The organism is Actinomadura mexicana, assembly GCF_900188105.1.
Classification (GTDB): Bacteria; Actinomycetota; Actinomycetes; order Streptosporangiales; family Streptosporangiaceae; genus Spirillospora; species Spirillospora mexicana.
Genome location: NZ_FZNP01000018.1, coordinates 136687 through 154797 on the forward strand (window position 1 = coordinate 136687; position 18111 = coordinate 154797).

Here is an 18111-nt window from a genome sequence, read left to right on the forward strand (position 1 = left end):
CCAACCGCCGGATCCGGGCCGCGCCGCCGCCCTACACTTGGCCGCATGTTCCCCTCCGCGCCCCCGTCGCGCCCGTGTCCCCGCTGAGCAGGCGACCGGGCGGCGTGCTGCGCGGTGCCGCCATCGCGGCGGCGATCGCCTGCGCCTACGGCGCGGGGGTCGTGAGCGGCTCGGGCTCCGGGCGGCGCGCGGCCGTCGCCGGGGGCGGCTCCGTCCTGGACGAGGCCGCCGCGAAGATCGGCGTCCGGTCCGCGCGGCCCGTCGACCGCGGCGCGCTCGACCGCGCCGCCATCGAGGGCATGCTGCGCGGGCTCGGCGACCGGTGGGCGCACTACTACTCGGCCCGCGAGTACGACGACGTCGAGGGCCGCCTCACCGGCCGCTACAGCGGCGTGGGTTTGTGGCTCGGCCGCGAGGACGGCGACTCCCGCGTGCTGGTGGCGAGCGTCCAGCCCGGCACCCCCGCCGCCCGCGCCGGCGTCCAGGCCGGCGACGTCGTCACCCGCGTCGGTGACGCCGCCGTGACCGGCTGGGACATCGCGCGCGTCGCCGAGGCGCTGCGCGGGCGCCCGGACGAGACGGTCGAACTCACCGTGGAGCGCGAGCGTCGAACCAGGAGGTTCCACCTCGTCCGCACGAAGGTCTCTGGAGGGGACGTCACCGTGACCGAGCTCCCCGAGCGCGCGCGGATGATCCGGGTCGGCGCCTTCACCCGCGGAACGGGCCGCCAGGTCCGCGCGGCCGTGACCGGGCGCTCGCCCGCGGGCCGTCCCGAGGGCGGCGTCCTGCTCGACCTGCGCGGCGATCCCGGCGGGCTGGTGGACGAGGCGGTCGAGACGGCGTCGGCGTTCCTGGCCGGCGGCCCGGTCGTGACCTACGAGCCGCGCGGCAGGCCCGTCCAGCGGCGCACCGTCACCGCCCCCGGGGACGCCCGGACCCCGCTCGTCGTGCTCGTCGACGCGGGCACCGCGAGCGCCGCGGAGATCGTCGCGGGCTCCCTGCGCGACCGCGACCGCGCGGTGATCGTAGGATCGCGTACGTACGGGAAGGGCTCGGTGCAGGAACCCCTCCGGCTCGCCGACGGGTCCGTCATCGAGCTGACCGTCGGTCGCTACCGCACCCCGAGCGGCCGTAACCTCGACGGGGTCGGCATCGAACCCGACGTGGAGGTCTCCGCCGACCGCCCCGCCAAGGCGGCCGAGCGGCGCGCCCGGACGGTGCTGCGCGGCCTCCACGCGACGATGCCGGGCTGAAGACGACGACGCGGGACGAGGACTGAGGACGTGGCACGGGACACCGGGCGCAAGAACGACACCGGGCGCAAGATCATCGCCCAGAACAAGCGGGCCCGCTACGACTACCACATCGACGACACGTGGGAAGCGGGCATGGTGCTCATGGGCACCGAGGTCAAGGCCCTGCGGGCCGGCCGGGCCTCGCTGGCCGACGGCTTCGCGCACGTGCGCGACGGCGAGGTGTGGCTGGAGCACGTCCACATCCCCGAGTACACGCAGGGCACCTGGACCAACCACGCGCCCCGCAGGCGCCGCAAGCTGCTGCTGCACCGCCGTGAGATCCAGAAGATCATCGCGAAGTCGGAGGAGCCGGGGTGGACGCTGATCCCGCTCTCGCTGTACTTCAAGGACGGGAAGGCCAAGGTCGAGATCGGCCTGGCCCGTGGTAAGAAGTCCTACGACAAGCGCCAGGCCATCGCCAAGCGGGAAGCCGAGCGGGAGATGCAGAAGGCTGCGGCGGCCCGGTTCAGGAGACGGTGAAGGGTGTCGATGACGAACCGAGGCCGGAGGCGGGCCCGTGCCGGGGCCCGGACTTCGCTGCTTTCGCCCGCGCGGCGCCGGGCGGTCGCGCTGGCGGCCTGCGGTGCCCTGGTCGGGACGATGACGACCGGGTGCTGGGCCGAGCCGTCGGCGATGCCCGCCGTCCGCGACTTCCTCATCGCCTGGCAGGTCGGCAACTACGAGGCCGCGGCCGGGCGGACCGTCGGCGCCGACCGCAGGCAGGTCGAGGACGCGCTCGGCCGCGTCCGGCAGCAGCTCGACGCGGCGTCCCTGCGGCTGTCGCTCGGCACCGAGGTCGAGGGCTCCGGCGTCGACCAGATCGTCAAGAAGGGCGACGAGGCCGACGCCCGCTTCACCGTGAAGATCGACCTGGGTGAGAACGGGCAGCCGTGGGAGTACCCCGGCCTGATGCACCTGCGCCGCGTCGGCGGCACGTGGAAGGTCGTCTGGGACCCGTCCATCATCAACACCAAGCTGAAGCCGGGGCAGCGCCTCGCCGTGGTGACGCAGGTGCCCAAGCGCTCCCCGATCACCGACACCCAGGGCCGCTCCGCGCTGCGCGAGATCGGCGCCTACCAGGTCGGCGTGTTCCCCGGGCAGCTCGCCGACCCGCGCAAGACCATCGACCAGCTCGCCAAGCAGACCAAGATCGACGGTGGCCGGCGGCTGGACTCCGAGCGCCTCCTCGGCCGCGTGCGGTCCGCCCCGCCGCAGACGTACCTGCCGCTGCTCACCCTGCAGGTCCCCACGCACAACGCGCTGATCCAGCGGCTCACCCACATCCCGGGGCTGCGGTTCCAGGGCGTCCGCGCGCCGATCGCGCCCGCCTACGCGCCCGAGCTGATCGGCAACCTCGGCCCCGCCACCGCCGACCGGCTCCAGCAGGTCGGCGCCCCCTACCAGCCGGGCGACACGATCGGCGTCAGCGGCATCCAGCTGCTCCAGCAGCGCCGCCTCGCCGGGACGCCCACCGTCAGCGTCGTCGCGCAGGACGAGACCGGCAAGAGCACCGAGCAGCTGCGCTCCTGGCCCGGCCAGGAGCCGCAGCAGGTCCAGACGACCCTCGACCCCGGCTACCAGCGCCACGCCGACGACGCGCTGGCCGGCCTGCAGGTCCCGGCGTCCATGGTCGCCGTCCGGCCGAGCACCGGCGAGGTGCTCGCCGTGGCCAACCACGGCACGGGCGGCCAGAACTTCGCGTTCGAGGGCCGCTACCCGCCCGGCCTGACGTTCGGGATCGTGTCCGCGGAGGCGCTGTTCTCCCAGGGCGGCATGAAGCAGTCCACCGACACCACCTGCCCCGGCACCGTCACCGTCGGCGGCAAGGCGTTCGCCAACAAGGCCCGTCCCGACAGCAGCTTCGCCAACCACTTCGCCGCGTCCTGCAAGACGACCCTCGCGCAGCTCAGCAGCAAGGTGGACGCGCAGACCCTCCTCCGGGTGGCGTCCCAGCTCGGCCTGGGCAAGAACTGGGGCCTCGGCGTCCCCGCCTTCACCGGTTCCGTCCCGGCCCCCGCGAACGACGGCGAGAAGGCCGCGGCCATGGTCGGCGAAGGCTCCGTCCAGGTGAGCCCCCTGGCGATGGCCCTCGTGGCCGCCGCCGCGTACAGCGGCACCTGGCGGCCGCCCTACGTCCTCAAGGACCCCTCCACGACGGCCCAGGCGCCGCAGGCACAGAGCCTGCCGCCCGAGTCCATCTCCAACCTCAAGAAGGTCCTGAGCCGCACCGCGTCCCGCGGCAACGCCCGCGGCGCCCGCGTCTCCGGCGACGTCGTCGGCGTCGCCGCCCTCACCACCTACAACGAGGGCGGTCGCACCAGGACGGTCTCCTGGTTCGTCGGTTCCAGCGGCGACCGCGCCTTCGCCATCGCCGTCGAGGGCGTCGTCAACACCCCGGCGCTGGCCGCGAAATTCCTGGGCGGCTAGGTCCTTTGTCAGCTCTTTACAGACGGGGCGCAACCAACCCGCCCCCCGCGTGCGTCTTTACGGGTGACTGAGCCACCGCTTGGGGGTTGCGGACTCAGTCGCCGTGATGAGACCAGAGCCTCGTCTCGGGGGAGGCTCTGCCGTCCGGACCGGCCCGACCCTGCCGGTCGACCCCGGTGGGCGCGACACCGTTCGCGCCCACCGGGGTTCACGTGTGTCCGGAGGGGAATCACGTTGCCCTCGCACGCGTTAACCTTGTAGCGTCATGGTGCGGACGTCCTCGGACGGACGCTTTGACAACTGAACATGGGGGTGACCGGCTTCGACTTCGGTCGTTAGAGCCAGGGGAAGCGGGTCGAGGGTTGCTGTCGTGACCTCGTAAATCCTGTGACAGCAAACCAATAACTGCCAACAAGAAGCAGTCCGAGTTCGCCCTCGCCGCCTGAGCGAGGAGTGAACTCTGTCAGCCCGGGAGCGTCTCCGTCCCGGGGTCTGGCATCGTAAGGAGACTTCACCTGCCGGTCCGGTCGCGGGCCCGGTAGGGACACCCAACAGCGACTGAGTCCGTCGGCGACACGCCTGCGTGAGCGCCGGGACTGAGAAAACGCTAAGCAGGCTGCACCCGGAGAAGCCCTGACCCATCACCGAAGGACGCGGGTTCGATTCCCGCCACCTCCACCCAAGCGTCGTTACTCGAACACCCGCCGGCCAGCGCGGTAGCGAGCAACGTCGAGGACGAAGATTCGTCGCAGACGGCGGCGGCACTGCCCGAACGGGCGGGGCCGCCGCCGTTCTGCTGTGTGCCCCTGTGCGCGTTGATGACGGGCGCGAACGGTTCGGTCGGCTCGTCGCCCGTGACCCGTGATCCGGCCTCGTCTGCGTCCACGTAGAGCCGCGTGAACAGAGCTTGATTCAGGACGCGACGAGCCCGTTCACTCGCCAGCCGGTACAGCTCTTCCGGCTGCGTGAGGAGTTCCAAGACCATGCCGAGAGCGGCTCGTCCGGCGTCGAGGTCTGGCCGCTCGGTTTGCTCAAGTTGCCGTTGCAGTCGTGCGCGCTCGTCCCGCACACGGCGGAGACGCTCAGCGATCTTGTCTCTCGGCCACTCGGGATCGCCCACCAGGTCGAGGTACTGCCCTTCCTGGTGATCGAGCTTGGCCACCTGCTTCTTAATCGCGTCGCGCCGCTCCTCGTTGACCTCAGAATCGGACGCAACGGCGAGATCCATGGCTTCCGTGATGCGCTCCCGCATGCCGGCGGGGAGGGCGATCGACGCGTAGATCCCGCTGCGGAGGGCGTGAGGGTGTGCGGTGAGTCCGAGGACGGCAGCCGGTACGGCACCGACGAGGACGACGATCGGCCATGAGAGGTCGAGCAGTCCGGCCCCTATCGCGTGGTACGCAGCATTTCCGGTGATGCTCATCGCGATCGCGCCGAGAGCATTGTCCGGGCGAATCGGCGCGCGGCGGCCGAACGGGTCGTGCTGGCCAGCCACACGCGCGCCGAGGTCATGGCGTGCGCGTCGATGGTGATCGGCAAGAGCCACGCCAGCCGTACGGGCCAGCCGGCGACTGTGGCCAGCCCGTACAGACCGGTGAAGCTGGCGACCGCAGCCGAGACGGCCGCGATCGTCATACCGATCATCACCCACCAGTCCCGTACCGGGCCGTCCTCGTCGGGGACGGATTCCGGTACGAGGGTCGGGTGCGCATCGGTCGCGGACATGGGACCGTCCTTTCAGATTCCGTCGTGACGGGACTTGCGGCGACGCCAGCGGGAGCGAGAGCGGCACTTAAGGCACCGCCGGTTGCCGATCTCGGTACGGGCACCGCAGGGGCAGGAACTGGGACGTTGGGGGTTCGCACATTCACATCTTGAGGCCGGTGGTCTGACGGGTCGTCTGGGAGGTCTGGCATCGGACCGTGACGCCGAGGAACCGGCGCGTTGAGGCGGTCGTCCGGGAGCTGGCCGTGCCGGTGAGGCTCATGTGGCGCTCTTCGGTGTGGATGCCGACGAGCAGGAACAGGAAGACGCCGAGAGCACCACCGGTCAGGAACACGGCGAGCAGAAGCATGAAGATCGCGGAGGTCATCGGTCACATCTCCTCGGGGGCGTCCGCGATGACGGCGCCGTCGTAGGTCATCAGGGCGTTGTGGCGGGCGTGCACGGCGTTCGGGATCGCGATCGCGCTATAGGTCACGGGACCGAAGTCCCGCATGGCGCGGTAGTGGCGGCTGTACGGGTCCGGGGTGAAGACCTCCGCCCCGACGAGGGTCGCGATGCGGTGGATCTCGGTTCGCTGGGCCTGGTCGCTGCCCTGGGCGAAGACCATGAGTTCCGTGCTGTGGGGCGCCGGCACCTCGGGATGTGCTTCGAGGAAGGCGGCAAGGGCGCGAAGACCGGCGATGAGTCGCGGTCGCTGGTTCATGTCCGCGTACGGCATGTGGATCACCCCTCTCGTCCTGTCGCGCTCTTAGGAAGCGCGAGCACATTCATACTGTGCGCGCACAGTCGTGCGCGTCAAGACGTTAGCGCACACGTTCACGCCAACAGCTTCGCGCGTCATAATGTGCGCGGACAGTTGGACGCATACAGCCGTGCGCGCTAGAGTGACGGGGGACCAAGCATCGACGCAGGTGAGAGGAACCGATCGATCATGGCTGGCACGACATCGCTACCAGCGGGCGCGCGTGCGGGGGGTTCCAAGCCGAATCTGTACGAGGTGATTCGGGACCAACTGATAGGCGAGATCGAGTCGGGCCGATACCCGTCTGGCGCTCTGCTCCCGTCGGTCCGGGAGCTCACGGCGAAGATGGCCATCAGCACCACCACGGCCCGTAAGGCGCTCGCTGAGGTGGTCACGGCCGGCTACGCGCGCCCAGAGGGGACGCGTGGACACGTCTCGGCCGGTCCCCGTACCCAGCACACCGCCGAGGACGCTCGCCAGCCGACCGAAGACGCAACGGAGGACCGTCCCGCAGGCTTGATCATCCGGCCATCCGTGACTGTCGCGTCGGACGAATTCGCAGGGTCCGAGACAGACCGGACAACGATCGACGTGCGCTTCGAACCGGCACCTGCCGAGGTCGCCATTGCGCTGGACCTCAACGACGCGACCTCGCCCGTGGTGGTCCGTAGGCGCCTCACGACTGACGAGCACGGGACACCGGTAGAGCTTCGAGCCAGCTACATGGATCACGACTTCGCCCAGGGCACCGCCCTTGCCGAACCCGAACCCATTATCGGCTCATGGGTAGATGCCCTTGCCACCGCAGGCGGCAAGTCGTTGGGAGCGGCACAGCGCCACGTCTCAGCACGTCACCCAACCGACACGGAATCGGCCATGCTCGGACTCCGTCCCACGGCCTGTGTGCTCGTCCGTACAGAGACCACGCAGGACCAGGACGGGCACCCGATCGACTACACGGTCACGGTGTGGCCCGCCGAAAGCACACGCCTCAACTTGGGGAGCGAGTGATGACCGCAGGGGACGCCGACCCTCAGCCATGTCCGCGTTGCGGCTCAAGTGACATCGAGGTCAAGCCGAAAATCGACCTCGCGTTTGGTGAGGAAGTTCTGTATCGAGCCTGCCGGAACTGTGGCAACGAGTATGACCACGGACTTCCTTCGGCTGATCAGAAGCGTGGAGGCTCTTAACCACGTAATTTATGATCTACCTATTCGCGCTTGAAGGCTCCGGTCATGCCGGCCACCACCGCCGTCGTCAGGACCCAGCCAGCGACACTCAGCATCCAAGACCAGTATTGGGCGGGTCCGTGAGGTATCCAAGCCTTCTCCTGCCCCAGATCAAGAACCGGCAGCAGCACGTCCAGCGAGTATGCGGCAGCGTTGAACACTGGGGCTTTCGAGGGAGCCTGCGTCATATGTTCCGGGTATGCGTTGGTGAAGATCCACCAACCCAGTGAAGTCAATGCGGCCAGCCAGTACCCAGCTTGCCAAGGGCGATAGCCGTAGCCGACGGTGATGTACAGCAACCAGTTGAGTGGGTTGAAGAGGCTTCGACTTCGCAATTGCTTAGCCACACTCACGCGGCGTGCCGCATCAGTTTGCCCGGCGCTCCGGTACACGGCCGCAAGCTGATCATAGATTTGAGGATTATAGCCGTCTTCGTTGAGTTGGAGCCAGTGCAGACGCTCTGCAATATTCTGACGCTCAATTTTCCTGGTATTTCCCCTGCTGTTTTCCAATGTTTCGTAGGTGAATCCTCGAAGCCGTATAGAGCGAGGCCATGTTGCTGAGGTGTCATCGAAGAGGCCCACGCGGGCATTGGTAAGGTCGATTGTCCCGATGGGGGGACATTCGGGTCGAAGGATAAGGTGCCCGGCTTTCGCGCCCTCAAGGTCTAAAGCCAGCAGGTCAGAATCGTCCCCGCCGCCGTTATTCAACGTTGCTTCACTGAATTGAAGCATATCGCCGATTTGGGCACCGAGCAGGCGTACTTCCCCTTGGGCTTTGAATCCTTCCCGACAGAAGAGGCTCTGATCAACGGTCAGTCGATCAGCATTCAGAGCGTGGCCGTCAGGATTGTTCAAAAGGGCACCGTTAAACTCGAAGGTGCTCTTAATGTGAGCGCCGAGGAGGCGTATTTCACCTTCGGTCTCAAGCTCTTGGCAGAATATGCTTTGATCGACAGTAAGGCCGTCGGCAAGCATAGCGTACCCGCCAGGATTAAGTAGATGTGCACCGGCTAAATTAAGATTCCCGCCGATGTGAGCGCCGAGTAGACTGACATGCCCGTGGGTGGTGAAGCCGTCATTAAGGTCCAAATTGCCGATTGTGTGCAACTGATCGGCAGACAGGGCAGGCACACTACATTCAGACAGTCGGATCGAGGGGGCGTTAGTGCCATCGAAGTTAACGGGCTCGTCAAAATAGCAGCCACGTAGTTGCAATGGACAACCAAGGCTGTGGGCCTCAAGGTCAAGCGAACCGATAATGCGGGCGCCTTGGATCTTGATAGCACGTATGTGACCCACCTGAGGTGTGCGTTCTCCGGTGAGCAGCTCGATTAACAAGTCAGCGCTGACTACGCGGATTCCGTCCCAGCTTGCCCCGTTGACAGGATCGTGCTCGGTGCCGCCAAACCGCAGATCCACCAATTCCCCACTACGGGCGCAGGACAGAATGCGGTTTTCAGTCTGAGGAAGTTGGTCGTGGACCATCGCTACCTCCGATTGCTTCTGCGCCCTTCTCAAGGGTTAGTTGATCAGGCGGCGCGGTTTATCACGGGTAGCAGGGCCATCGCGGCTACTGCGCGGCTCCTCACCGATGGTTAGCAAAGGTGCCTGGGCATCGCGCGATCGACTTTTGTTAATCGATTTTCGTTCGATATTGGAACTCGTATCGGTCAGCGCGGTAAATGATCTTCGCGACCTCGACCGGTGTATCTCCCGCCCAGAACGTTTGCCATATCTGGATCACCGGGACACCCGCCGGAATGTCGAGTTGCGCCTCTTCGTGCGGTTCGGGCATGCGGACTTGCAGAACCTCTTCTTCCACATCTACCGCGTAGCCGATCGCGTCGAATCGCGGGACGATTCCCTGTCCGCGGTACGGCCCTTCGTGGGGCGACTCGATCTCAGTGCCACCCGTGATCGCGAGAGGCTCCCACGCCACGCTGAAAGAGACAGGGCTCCCGCCCATGCTGATCGCATACGAGGTCTCGGTAACAGGGTCGCCCTCGTCGATGCCGAGACGTTCCGCTACACCTGCGGGAGCCTCTGCGCGCTCCGTGGAATGCTCCATGTGGAGTTCCATACCCGCGCGGTCCGACTCCTGTCGATACGCCGGCTGGGCATGCGGACGCTGGAACCGGTCCCAATGAGTTCTGACGAGGGGCGGGTTCTTCGCAACAAAGGCGCCCTGACCTGCCAGGAAGTAGATTGCGCCAACGTTCCTCAGTGCGATGAGCGCCCGACGGGCCGCGCTCAACTCGCAATCCCACCGCTGGGCCAGCTCCTGAGCGCTTGGCAACGGCGAATCAGGAGACAAGTCTCCGCTCTTGATCTGCGACTGAAGGTCGTCGGCGATGGCCTGATACGGGGAGCTTTGCTGATCACGGTCGACCATGGACGGATTCTCTCATAGACGGAGTGCGGTACGGGGCGCCGCGCTGTGGCCGGTTCCAACCTGTTCGTGCACGCAATGCCAGGTCAGATCAGATCGTGCTCACGATCCTTGACGCGACGCACGAACGTTCGCCATTCGGTCGCCGCGAAGATCAATATTGGTCCGTCCGGGTCCTTCGAGTCACGCACACCGACCGCAGGCGCCGCGCTCGCCACCTCGATGCATGCTCCTCCGTGGTGGTCGCTACGGCTCGCCTTACGCCACTGGAGACCCGTGGGGTTCGGCAAGTTCATCATCCGAGTTCCTCCATCAGACTTTCGATCAGGCGACGGGACTCATCGGTTCGGAGCGCGTCACCTCGAAGCAAGTTGTACAACACCGCGCACTCCGCAACGGATTTCTTCTCCTGGAGAAGCATCCCTTGCCCGCCGGCTTCGATGTAGGCGACATCCGTCGAGTCCTCAAAACTGAGCATGATGAAGCTCCCACCCAACCCGGGGTAGTACCCGGCATCCTGGGGGACGACATCGATCCACACGTTGGGCAACTCGCTAATGGAGAGCAGGTGCTGAAGTTGCTCACGTACCACCGTAGGGCCACCGATCATACGCCGCAAAGCGAACTCGTCGATCGTGAACCATGCTTGAGGTGCGTCCTCAGCAGTGAACAACTCTTGCCGCTTCAAACGGTCCTTCACGAGTTGATCCACCATGTCCGGTCTCTGGTTACGTCCAAGCACGGTCCGAATGTAACTCTCTGTCTGCAACAGCCCATTGACCATGGCGACGTCGAACGCCCGAATGGTAGCCGCTTCCGCTTCCATTTCGAGGTACTGGTCGAACCCGGGAGGCCGGATCGTCCGGTGACGTGTGTCGATGATGCGCTTCCAAAGGCGCGAGAATAGCCCGTTCGTCCTGAAAAAGGTATCGAGGTCCTGGGCGAACTTCTCTGAAGGAATGTTTTTTCCGGCTTCGATCTGGCCGAGCCATTGCGGCGTGTATCCGAGCTTCTCGGCCAAGTCTTGCTTGCTCAGTTGCGCTTCCGAGCGCCACGCCGTGACCTCTGCCGCAAATGTCTGGATAGCCGGATCTTCGTACGCTTCACGCCTTGATCCCATTGCCGACTCCTCTACCAAACCCCGGTGGGAGGTTTCGTGGTCCAGGGCGGGGGTTTACCGGACCCGTTTCGGGGTTCGTAGCCGAGAGTAACTCACGCTTGCGACTCTGGTCACGGCATTTCAACAGGAAACCGGAGGCGACAGTTCCCCATGGCGAACACCCGCCCACCGCCCGGTGATCAACACCGGTTCCATCCGACATCCGGAGACACTCCAAAGGTCGTATCGATGCACGCAACCCTTCTCGCCCCCGAAACCCCGCCTCTCATCCTCGATCCCACCTTGAACGCGCCAGCCTTGGCGCGCCGCTTCCTCGCCGAACGCTTCCGCGAGTGGGGCATCGAGGACGACTCCGACGGCCGTCTGGTCGTCTCGGAGCTGGTCACGAACGCCCTTCTCCACGGCGCCGGACAGATCGTCGTCCGCGTCTACCGAGACGAGAGCGACGGCATCCCCGTAATCGAGGTGTGGGACCAGGGCGACGGCGCGCCGGTAGTCCGTCCGGAAAGCGACACCCAACTCAACGGCCGAGGACTCCTGACCGTCGAGGGCATCGCGCTCAAGTGGGGCACGCGGCCGATCACCGAAGGAGGAAAGATCGTTTGGGCACGCGTCGCTGCTTAGGGCGGGAGCTGATCAACCGCACGCGTGCCATCGTCGAGCGCCACACCCTTCGATGCCGTACCCGCATCGGCCACAACACCGCGTTGCGGTACCTGGAAGGGCTCGCCGTAGTGCTCGAAGCATCCGGCTGGCGATGCGTCCGCCTCTACCGCCCCGATGGGTTCCCGATCTCGCTGCCAGTCCTGCGGGTGTACGCCCCTGGTGCGGAAGACGTCGAGGTCTGGGTTCACGTCCGAGCAGAGCCCGACGACCGATGGAGCTATTACGAAGCTCGACAAGGACACGGGACTGGCGGCCACATCCACCTCTGCGGAGACGCGAAGGGAGCCGCCGAACACGTCGAGCACAGACTCAGAGCCCGAATGTACCTCTGCTGAAACCCCGAGACGAACCCCCGACTTCCGCCAAGAAGGCGCGCAGAGTCGGGGGTTCCGGATTACCGGAGTATTCGAATGCCTCGCGTCCGCTACACCTTGCTGTGCCCCCTCCGCCCCCTACTGCGCTTCTACCTGACCCAACAGAGCGAGATGCACATGGAATCCTCATTCCGTTGCATCCTGCTCAGGGAGAATCACGAGGCACAAGTTCACTGGGACAAAGCCGAAACCTTCAGGATGGCCGCTGAGACCCTGTCGACTGATCAGGCGACTCCTGACCCTCCCACCCGGCTTTCCGCTGTGCGAGTGCTCATCGAGGAGACGCCGGACAGCTCAGACTAGATCTCGCAAGCCGTCCGTCATCCCAGAGCGGCTAGCCCAACACCGACGCTTCGAGGGCCATGCTGAATTCCGGATCGATCTGAGTAGTGAGATCGATCCCCACAGACTTGTTGGCCCAGCTCTCAGCGTTCTTGACGTGGAACTCCGCACCCTGTCGAGAGAACTTCTCCCAGTCCTTCGGCTGCGCGTCCACCTTGGCCTGAAGGCATCGCAGCACCTCCCGCCCAGGACCGTCGAGCGCGTTGAGGTCGAAGGAACGACCTTGCTCCATGGCCCGAACCGCCGGCTGATGCCCCATGCACGTCAGCAGGTCATCCCCAACCTGCGAGCGTAGGAATGCCTCGTCGTCGCTGGTCTGGACCTTGTTGCCCACGACTGCGATCTTCACGCCGAAGTCCCGCGCGTGGTCGGTGTACTGCCGGTAGACGGCAACGCCCTTCCTCGTCGGCTCGACGACGAGGAACATCACGTCGAACCGCGTGAACAGCCCAGAGGCGAACGTGTCCGCCCCCGCCGTCATGTCCACGACGACGTATTCTCCGGGACCGTCGATGAGGTGGTTGAGGTACATCTCAACCGCTCCCGTCTTCCCGTGGTAGCAGGACACCCCAAGGTCCTTGTCGTCGAACTGGCTAGCCGCCATGAAGGTCACGCCACCGAACCGACGTGACATGGCATGGATCGGGTCGTCACCCCCGATCCGCAGGAGCTTCGAGCCGCGCCCTGGTGGCGTCGTCTTCACCATCTGAGCCGCGGATGCGATACGAGGGTTGTCGCCCCTGAGGTACTCCTTGATGACGTCGAGGTGCGCTCCCAGCGCCGGCACGCTGGCGACATCCTCATCACTGAGCCCCAGGGCCGCACCGAGGTGTTGGTTGATGTCCGCGTCGATCGCAACCACCGGCACTCCCTCCGCAGCCAGATGCCGGATGAACAGCGAAGACGTAGTGGTCTTCCCGCTACCGCCCTTACCCACGAACGCAACCTTCACGAACCCTCCCATCTAGGAATGGAAACCGTTGTCATTTCCCACATGATGTCACAACGGGTGGCGGAGGCAAGGCAAACCGCGCAACCTCAGCGCAACCGCCATCGCTTGCGTGCCGGGGGCCACACATGGTTCGGGCCGTCGCTGTCGCCCGTCTTCCGTGACCACTTGCGCCCTCTTTAACGCGTAGCAGTGCATCGAGGCTCACAAAAGGGATGTTTTGCCGCGCCGACCACCAAGGGCTGATGGGGTCAGCAGTCGATCAAGAAGGGCGCGAACCACCAGCCTTCGCGGCGCCGCCTGTCTGCCTCAGCCTCGGAGCATAGCTTCATGACCTGGACTGACGTCTATCACACGTAATCGGCGATATCACGGCACGGCCCCGACCGGGTGCCACATCTGGCCAATTGGGGCACTTAGTGGGTATCTCACCCACTGGTCGGTGCATACTCAACCACCTCGTACAAGCGATCGATAGAGGTGGGAGTGACCAAGGTGGCCGGTACCGACGACAAAGATCAGCCATCGAAGAAGGCCCAAAACAAGATGGCACTTCTCCCTACAGCGGGGTGGCTGCTCGCGGCCACTGGGGTGCCAGTGGCAGCTGGGGCAGAATGGCGCAAGCTCGCCCACGACCACCCAATCATCGCGATATTTCTAGTCATCATTTATTGGCTGACGCTCGCTCTCCTCAAGTTTGGTAGTGATGTACTCTCAGCACTCAGGTCGAAATATCTCAAGAAGACTACCGACCTGATCGGGGAGTCGATAGACCGATGGGCTTCAAAATTTGGTCGTGATTACAATCAGTACATCCTAGTTAGCACCAGATATATCGACCAAAAGGGTTTGCCGCGAATAGCGGGAAAGCCATTGGAAATGGACGAAATTTATGTAAATTTGGAGCTTGCTTCGCGTGCCCCTCATCAAGTCTCGAGCAGTCTACTGGCAAATTCGTCGACTGAAGTTGCTGGTCGCAAGACTCTTATGGACCACCTTGATAAAGTTCCACCATCGATCTTGGTGGTAACAGGTGGGCCGGGGAGTGGGAAGACCACATTAATTCGCCATACAGCGAAGCAAATGCTTACCGGAAGGCGCCGAAGGCGTAAAATTCCAATTATAGTCTACTTGCGTGATCACGCTGCCACTCTTCCCTATCTCCCGGAGCGTACTCTGCGAGAGGTCGTTTCGCAGAGCCTTGGTCGACGGCTGAGGGCCCTTGAAGCGCAGGGATGGTTTGAAAGGCAACTCGCAAGTGGCAATTGTGTGGTTTTCTTCGATGGCTTGGACGAGGTTCCGCGTGAGGAGGATCGCCGTAAAGTCTCATCTTGGATCGAGCAACAAACGACGCAGTATCCATTGAATGACTTTGTAATAACATCAAGGCCCATCGGATATAGGACGGCACCTATACACGGAGCATCCGTGATGCAGGTCCGACGACTCACTGACAGCCAGATCGCCTGGTTCGTCAAAGCATGGTATCGAGCCGAAACCAAAATAGATCATTCCGAGGATAGCGCCCAGGAAGTGGAGTCAGCTGCCGATACGGCTGCCGAAGACCTATTGAATCGCCTTCATAATATGCAGGCTCTTTATGATCTCACGGTTAATCCCCTTCTCCTCACGATGATCGTAAACGTCCACAAAACTCTCGGCGCTTTGCCGGGAAGTCGCTTTGAACTTTACAAAGACATAATAGAAGTAATGCTGTGGCGACGCCACGATGCTCTGAACATTCCAGCGGCACTGAGGGGAAATAAGAAAGAGATAGTGCTAAAAGATGTAGCCTTTTATATGATGCAACAGCGTGTTGTGTCCCTTCCGCGCCAAGAACTACTGGACATTGTCGGCAAAAGGCTTCCGTCGATCACCCAAGAGGTAACAGATGTCGAGTATCTAGCCTCCGTCGAATCGTCGGGTCTCCTGGTGGAGCAAGAGAATGGCGTGTATGCGTTCTCTCACCTAACGTTCCAGGAATATCTCGCTGCGGGCTATATTCGCGACAACAGGCATAGTCAAATGTCTGCCCTTATTGGATTCATCGGTAACTCATGGTGGCGAGAGACAACGCTTCTTTTCGCGGCTCAGTCTGACGCTACGCCCATCGTTGAAGCTTGCCTAACGGCCGGGACGGTGGAGGCACTGTCGCTCGCGCTCGACTGCGTGGAAGAGGCTAGTGAAGTATCAATACAGATGCGTACCAGCATCAATGATCTTGTTTTCGAAGCCATACAGTCGGGGATCGATGCAGAACGCCGGCGCCTTGTCATCAGAGTGGTTCTAACGCAGCACCTGAAGTCCAAGGTGGCCACTTCAACGGGTCGTAAAGTGTGCCCGAAGCCAATAACTCAAGGTATCTATCAGATCTTCCTCCAAGATTCCGATGGAAGCCATCGCCCCGATGCGCCTGGTTCAGCAGAGCATTACTTTGGCGAGGGACCGATTCTTGGTGTGAGGGGAGTGGATGCCACAGCCTTTGTGGAGTGGATGAATGAGGTGATGGAGGGGGAACTTGTCTGCGCCTTGCCACTTAGGGAAGAACTCGAACAGAACGCGGTACGAGCATCGCTGCGCGCTTTGGGGAACGGCAAGCGGTATATTTGGGTTGCTGAGGGAGATGGGCTAGCACTTTGGTCAGCTAGTGGAACTGCTGTAACTTCCGTTAAGCCGAGTGTTTTTCGAGATTTTCTGAGTAGTGACATTGAATCTTCTTCAGCACTCTTGTCGGCATGCATGCTTGTCCGCTTGCGGGCTAGGACCCAGATCCTGAACCTGGCTGTCGATGTGATAGATACGCTGGCAATCAACGCTCCAGATCATGGAGCGTCTTTGGCTCTAAGAAGTCCTCTCATTTCGAGAGAGTACAATGGCCAAGTTGACCCAGAAGTCACTGGCATCCTCGATTTGGATCAGATTCGCAATATGGACTTTTCGAATGCAAGTCACCTTTCGGTGCTGTGGTCGTTGTATCGGCTAGTTGCATTCGACTATGTCTCCGTGGTAGATGGGGATCTTTCTTTGCTTAAAGACCTTAGATATGGTGGCGGGACGGCTCACGGTGACCCGGTGATAACTGCCTTGGTCTTGGACCAGAGCAAAAGTCTCTCCTTGGAGATCACTACCGTTCGAGATCTAAGAAGAGATGCCATGAATCTGGCATTCGAGCTTGTGATTGAAAAAGAAAGGGGGTTGTCGTGGTTGAGGGGTAACCGCCCGTCGCCCTATCTTGTGTTGACCGATACGCTTGAAGAGCGTCTTGAACCAACCAGGAGCGCTGTTGGTTCAGTGTTTTCAAGGGTGCTATGTAGCACTAGTGCGGGACGTGACGATGATGCCGATACCTTTGCGGCGAGTTTTCATGAACGAGCCCTCGAAATCTTGACGCCCGATCGGAATTATGCTGCTGTGGCGCCTGACAGATTGACAAAGGTCCTAAACGAAACATGCGAGAAATTCGAATACCTGCTCAAATCTGACTCGCGGCAGATATCGTCAAATTTGTGGGCGCGAAGAGTGTCCGAGAATCTTCGGGACATTGCGCCGCCCATGTTTTCCAGACAGGCTACATTTGAGGGCGCTGTTGCATCGGGGGTGCGCATCGCTTTGGTTTGTTTGGCCGGCGAAGCCGATGAATATGGATGGCAGGATGTGTCGGAGCAATTTAGGGAGCTTGCGGCGGGCCTTATGTATCTAGAGCAAAAAATAAGGGGCGACGTCCCAGCCAACGAAATGATCGTAGTATCTGTGCAGTAGGTTGTTTATCGGCCTCAGTCGCTGAGGCAAGCCCAGCTTGAGCGTAAAACGCGTCTATGCTCCCTGAATCATGCTGGCTGCGCTGTGGCACAGAACCATCTGAACCGCCCGGTGCAGTAAGGCCTTTCTTCGGCGGCTCGACGGCGACGAGCATCGCGTCGAATCAAGTGAAACGGCCAGGGGGCGCACGTGTCTCTGGATCAATAGCCCGGAGGACGTCGCCCCTGCGGGCCAGACGAGCGGCGGAGCAGGCGATCAGGGGTGATCGAGGGGGGATCGAGGGGGGATCGTCGCCTTCCGCGGGTCGCGCCACGATCTCGGCATACCTCCCGAGAGTCTTCCTGAACTGGGCGTATGTGTTCGAGTAGGAGGTGATTACCTCCACCAAGCGTCGTTACTCGAACATCCGCCTGCCGACGCGGTAGCGGGCATGTCGAGGGCGATGACTCGTCGCTGACGGCGGCGGCACCGCCGAACGGGCGGGGCCGCCGCCGTTGTGCTGTGCGCTCTGTAGGCGTTGACGACGGGCGCGAAGGGGGCGGCGGTACACGCGCGCGGGGTGCCCCGGCCGCGCTCGACCGCTCAGATGATCCGGACCGCTTCCACCACATCGTCGGCGTCCAAGGCATGGACGGTGCCCTGCCGGCAGTCGGCCGGCCCGTAGTCGCCTCGGTCGATGACGCACTTCCAGGACGTCTCGATCTCGTCCCGCAGGTCGGCGGGCCAGTCCCGGATCGGGGCGTCACGCATCCCCGACGCCCGCAGTCGGGCGTCGAATTCGTCGTGCGCCTCCTCCCAGCGGGCGAACGCCTCGTCCTCGGACCCGCCGGGCGGCCTCGGCATCCCGGGGCCCCGGTTCAGGACCACGTGCCACTCATCGAAGTGGGAGAGGAGCACCCGCTCGCGCGGGACCCGGCAGGCGCCGTCATCATGGCGGTTTGGACTGCCCGTCGGGGTTCCCGAGAGACCCGGAAACCGGAGCTAGGTGATGTCTTCGGGGAGGAGGGTGGCGAGTTGTTCGGTGGTGAGGTCGGTGCCGGCGTTGGCGAGTTGTTCGGTGCGGCGTGCGTGTGCGGTCATGGCGGCGCGGAA

Annotated in this window: 17 protein-coding genes and 1 other RNA gene; 8 read left to right on the forward strand and 10 right to left on the reverse strand. The window is 63.3% G+C overall.

Annotated features, from left to right (window positions below):
- The first annotated feature begins 74 nt into the window (after window positions 1-74).
- The 5 genes from CHC11_RS33950 (at window position 75) to CHC11_RS33970 (ending at window position 5088) form a co-directional block, all read left to right on the forward strand.
- Complete coding sequence (locus CHC11_RS33950) at window positions 75-1253, forward strand: S41 family peptidase (RefSeq protein ID WP_245920121.1); 1179 nt, start codon at window positions 75-77, stop codon at window positions 1251-1253.
- A 30-nt stretch (window positions 1254-1283) separates the two neighbouring features.
- On the forward strand, window positions 1284-1775 hold the full coding sequence (gene smpB, locus CHC11_RS33955; protein WP_089315963.1) for an SsrA-binding protein SmpB: 492 nt from the start codon (window positions 1284-1286) through the stop codon (window positions 1773-1775).
- A 9-nt stretch (window positions 1776-1784) separates the two neighbouring features.
- On the forward strand, window positions 1785-3722 hold the full coding sequence (locus CHC11_RS33960; protein WP_245920123.1) for a penicillin-binding transpeptidase domain-containing protein: 1938 nt from the start codon (window positions 1785-1787) through the stop codon (window positions 3720-3722).
- Between the two features lie 308 nt (window positions 3723-4030).
- Window positions 4031-4403: a transfer-messenger RNA gene (ssrA, locus tag CHC11_RS33965) on the forward strand.
- A 226-nt stretch (window positions 4404-4629) separates the two neighbouring features.
- Entirely contained in the window at window positions 4630-5088 is a 459-nt protein-coding gene (locus tag CHC11_RS33970; RefSeq protein ID WP_089315964.1) for a hypothetical protein, read from the forward strand.
- A 53-nt stretch (window positions 5089-5141) separates the two neighbouring features.
- Here CHC11_RS33970 and CHC11_RS42235 read toward each other — a convergent pair whose 3' ends face one another.
- The 3 genes from CHC11_RS42235 to CHC11_RS33985 form a co-directional block, all read right to left on the reverse strand.
- On the reverse strand, window positions 5142-5447 hold the full coding sequence (locus CHC11_RS42235; protein WP_218826359.1) for a DUF2637 domain-containing protein: 306 nt from the start codon (window positions 5445-5447) through the stop codon (window positions 5142-5144).
- Window positions 5448-5589: 142 nt separating this feature from the next.
- The gene (locus CHC11_RS33980; RefSeq protein WP_089315965.1) at window positions 5590-5814 is read right to left on the reverse strand and encodes a hypothetical protein; all 225 of its coding nucleotides are present in this window, start codon (window positions 5812-5814) and stop codon (window positions 5590-5592) included.
- A 3-nt stretch (window positions 5815-5817) separates the two neighbouring features.
- Complete coding sequence (locus CHC11_RS33985; RefSeq protein ID WP_143227421.1) at window positions 5818-6165, reverse strand: hypothetical protein; 348 nt, start codon at window positions 6163-6165, stop codon at window positions 5818-5820.
- A 213-nt stretch (window positions 6166-6378) separates the two neighbouring features.
- On the opposite strand from CHC11_RS33985, the gene CHC11_RS33990 reads away from it, so the two are divergent.
- A complete protein-coding gene (locus tag CHC11_RS33990) occupies window positions 6379-7200 on the forward strand; it encodes a GntR family transcriptional regulator (protein ID WP_089315967.1) in 822 nt (273 codons plus the stop codon).
- Window positions 7201-7399: 199 nt separating this feature from the next.
- Here CHC11_RS33990 and CHC11_RS40785 read toward each other — a convergent pair whose 3' ends face one another.
- The 4 genes from CHC11_RS40785 to CHC11_RS34015 form a co-directional block, all read right to left on the reverse strand.
- Window positions 7400-8905: an oxidoreductase gene (locus CHC11_RS40785; RefSeq protein WP_143227422.1), complete on the reverse strand. Its 1506-nt coding sequence runs from the start codon at window positions 8903-8905 to the stop codon at window positions 7400-7402.
- 148 nt (window positions 8906-9053) lie between these two features.
- Window positions 9054-9812, reverse strand: coding sequence for a GntR family transcriptional regulator (locus CHC11_RS34005; RefSeq protein WP_089315970.1), 759 nt, complete (start codon window positions 9810-9812; stop codon window positions 9054-9056).
- Between the two features lie 83 nt (window positions 9813-9895).
- Complete coding sequence (locus tag CHC11_RS34010) at window positions 9896-10108, reverse strand: DUF397 domain-containing protein (RefSeq protein ID WP_342750026.1); 213 nt, start codon at window positions 10106-10108, stop codon at window positions 9896-9898.
- Complete coding sequence (locus CHC11_RS34015; RefSeq protein WP_089315971.1) at window positions 10105-10929, reverse strand: helix-turn-helix domain-containing protein; 825 nt, start codon at window positions 10927-10929, stop codon at window positions 10105-10107. The genes CHC11_RS34010 and CHC11_RS34015 overlap by 4 nt, the downstream gene beginning before the upstream one ends.
- A gap of 150 nt (window positions 10930-11079) precedes the next feature.
- Here CHC11_RS34015 and CHC11_RS34020 point away from each other — a divergent pair, with 150 nt between their 5' ends.
- Window positions 11080-11553 carry an ATP-binding protein gene (locus CHC11_RS34020; RefSeq protein WP_143227423.1) on the forward strand — a complete coding sequence of 158 codons (474 nt, stop codon included), beginning with the start codon at window positions 11080-11082 and terminating at the stop codon, window positions 11551-11553.
- Here CHC11_RS34020 and CHC11_RS34025 read toward each other — a convergent pair.
- Window positions 11550-11900, reverse strand: coding sequence for a hypothetical protein (locus CHC11_RS34025; protein ID WP_089315973.1), 351 nt, complete (start codon window positions 11898-11900; stop codon window positions 11550-11552). The two genes, CHC11_RS34020 and CHC11_RS34025, sit on opposite strands and share 4 nt — an antisense overlap.
- A gap of 403 nt (window positions 11901-12303) precedes the next feature.
- Complete coding sequence (locus CHC11_RS34035) at window positions 12304-13263, reverse strand: ATP-binding protein (RefSeq protein WP_179279142.1); 960 nt, start codon at window positions 13261-13263, stop codon at window positions 12304-12306.
- 483 nt (window positions 13264-13746) lie between these two features.
- Between CHC11_RS34035 and CHC11_RS34040 the strand changes: the two genes are divergently transcribed.
- On the forward strand, window positions 13747-17019 hold the full coding sequence (locus CHC11_RS34040; protein WP_143227424.1) for an NACHT domain-containing protein: 3273 nt from the start codon (window positions 13747-13749) through the stop codon (window positions 17017-17019).
- 582 nt (window positions 17020-17601) lie between these two features.
- Here the strand turns inward: CHC11_RS34040 and CHC11_RS34045 are convergent.
- Window positions 17602-17886: a hypothetical protein gene (locus tag CHC11_RS34045; protein WP_143227425.1), complete on the reverse strand. Its 285-nt coding sequence runs from the start codon at window positions 17884-17886 to the stop codon at window positions 17602-17604.
- Window positions 17887-18111 lie beyond the last annotated feature (225 nt).

Coding starts and splice junctions, on each gene's coding strand:
- CHC11_RS33960 (WP_245920123.1), top strand. CDS start 1,785: ATGACGAACCGAGGCCGGAGGCGGGCCCGTGCCGGGGCCCGGACTTCG.
- CHC11_RS42235 (WP_218826359.1), bottom strand. CDS start 5,447: ATGTCCGCGACCGATGCGCACCCGACCCTCGTACCGGAATCCGTCCCC.
- CHC11_RS33980 (WP_089315965.1), bottom strand. CDS start 5,814: ATGACCTCCGCGATCTTCATGCTTCTGCTCGCCGTGTTCCTGACCGGT.
- CHC11_RS33985 (WP_143227421.1), bottom strand. CDS start 6,165: ATGCCGTACGCGGACATGAACCAGCGACCGCGACTCATCGCCGGTCTT.
- CHC11_RS33990 (WP_089315967.1), top strand. CDS start 6,379: ATGGCTGGCACGACATCGCTACCAGCGGGCGCGCGTGCGGGGGGTTCC.
- CHC11_RS40785 (WP_143227422.1), bottom strand. CDS start 8,905: ATGGTCCACGACCAACTTCCTCAGACTGAAAACCGCATTCTGTCCTGC.
- CHC11_RS34005 (WP_089315970.1), bottom strand. CDS start 9,812: ATGGTCGACCGTGATCAGCAAAGCTCCCCGTATCAGGCCATCGCCGAC.
- CHC11_RS34010 (WP_342750026.1), bottom strand. CDS start 10,108: ATGATGAACTTGCCGAACCCCACGGGTCTCCAGTGGCGTAAGGCGAGC.
- CHC11_RS34015 (WP_089315971.1), bottom strand. CDS start 10,929: ATGGGATCAAGGCGTGAAGCGTACGAAGATCCGGCTATCCAGACATTT.
- CHC11_RS34020 (WP_143227423.1), top strand. CDS start 11,080: ATGGCGAACACCCGCCCACCGCCCGGTGATCAACACCGGTTCCATCCG.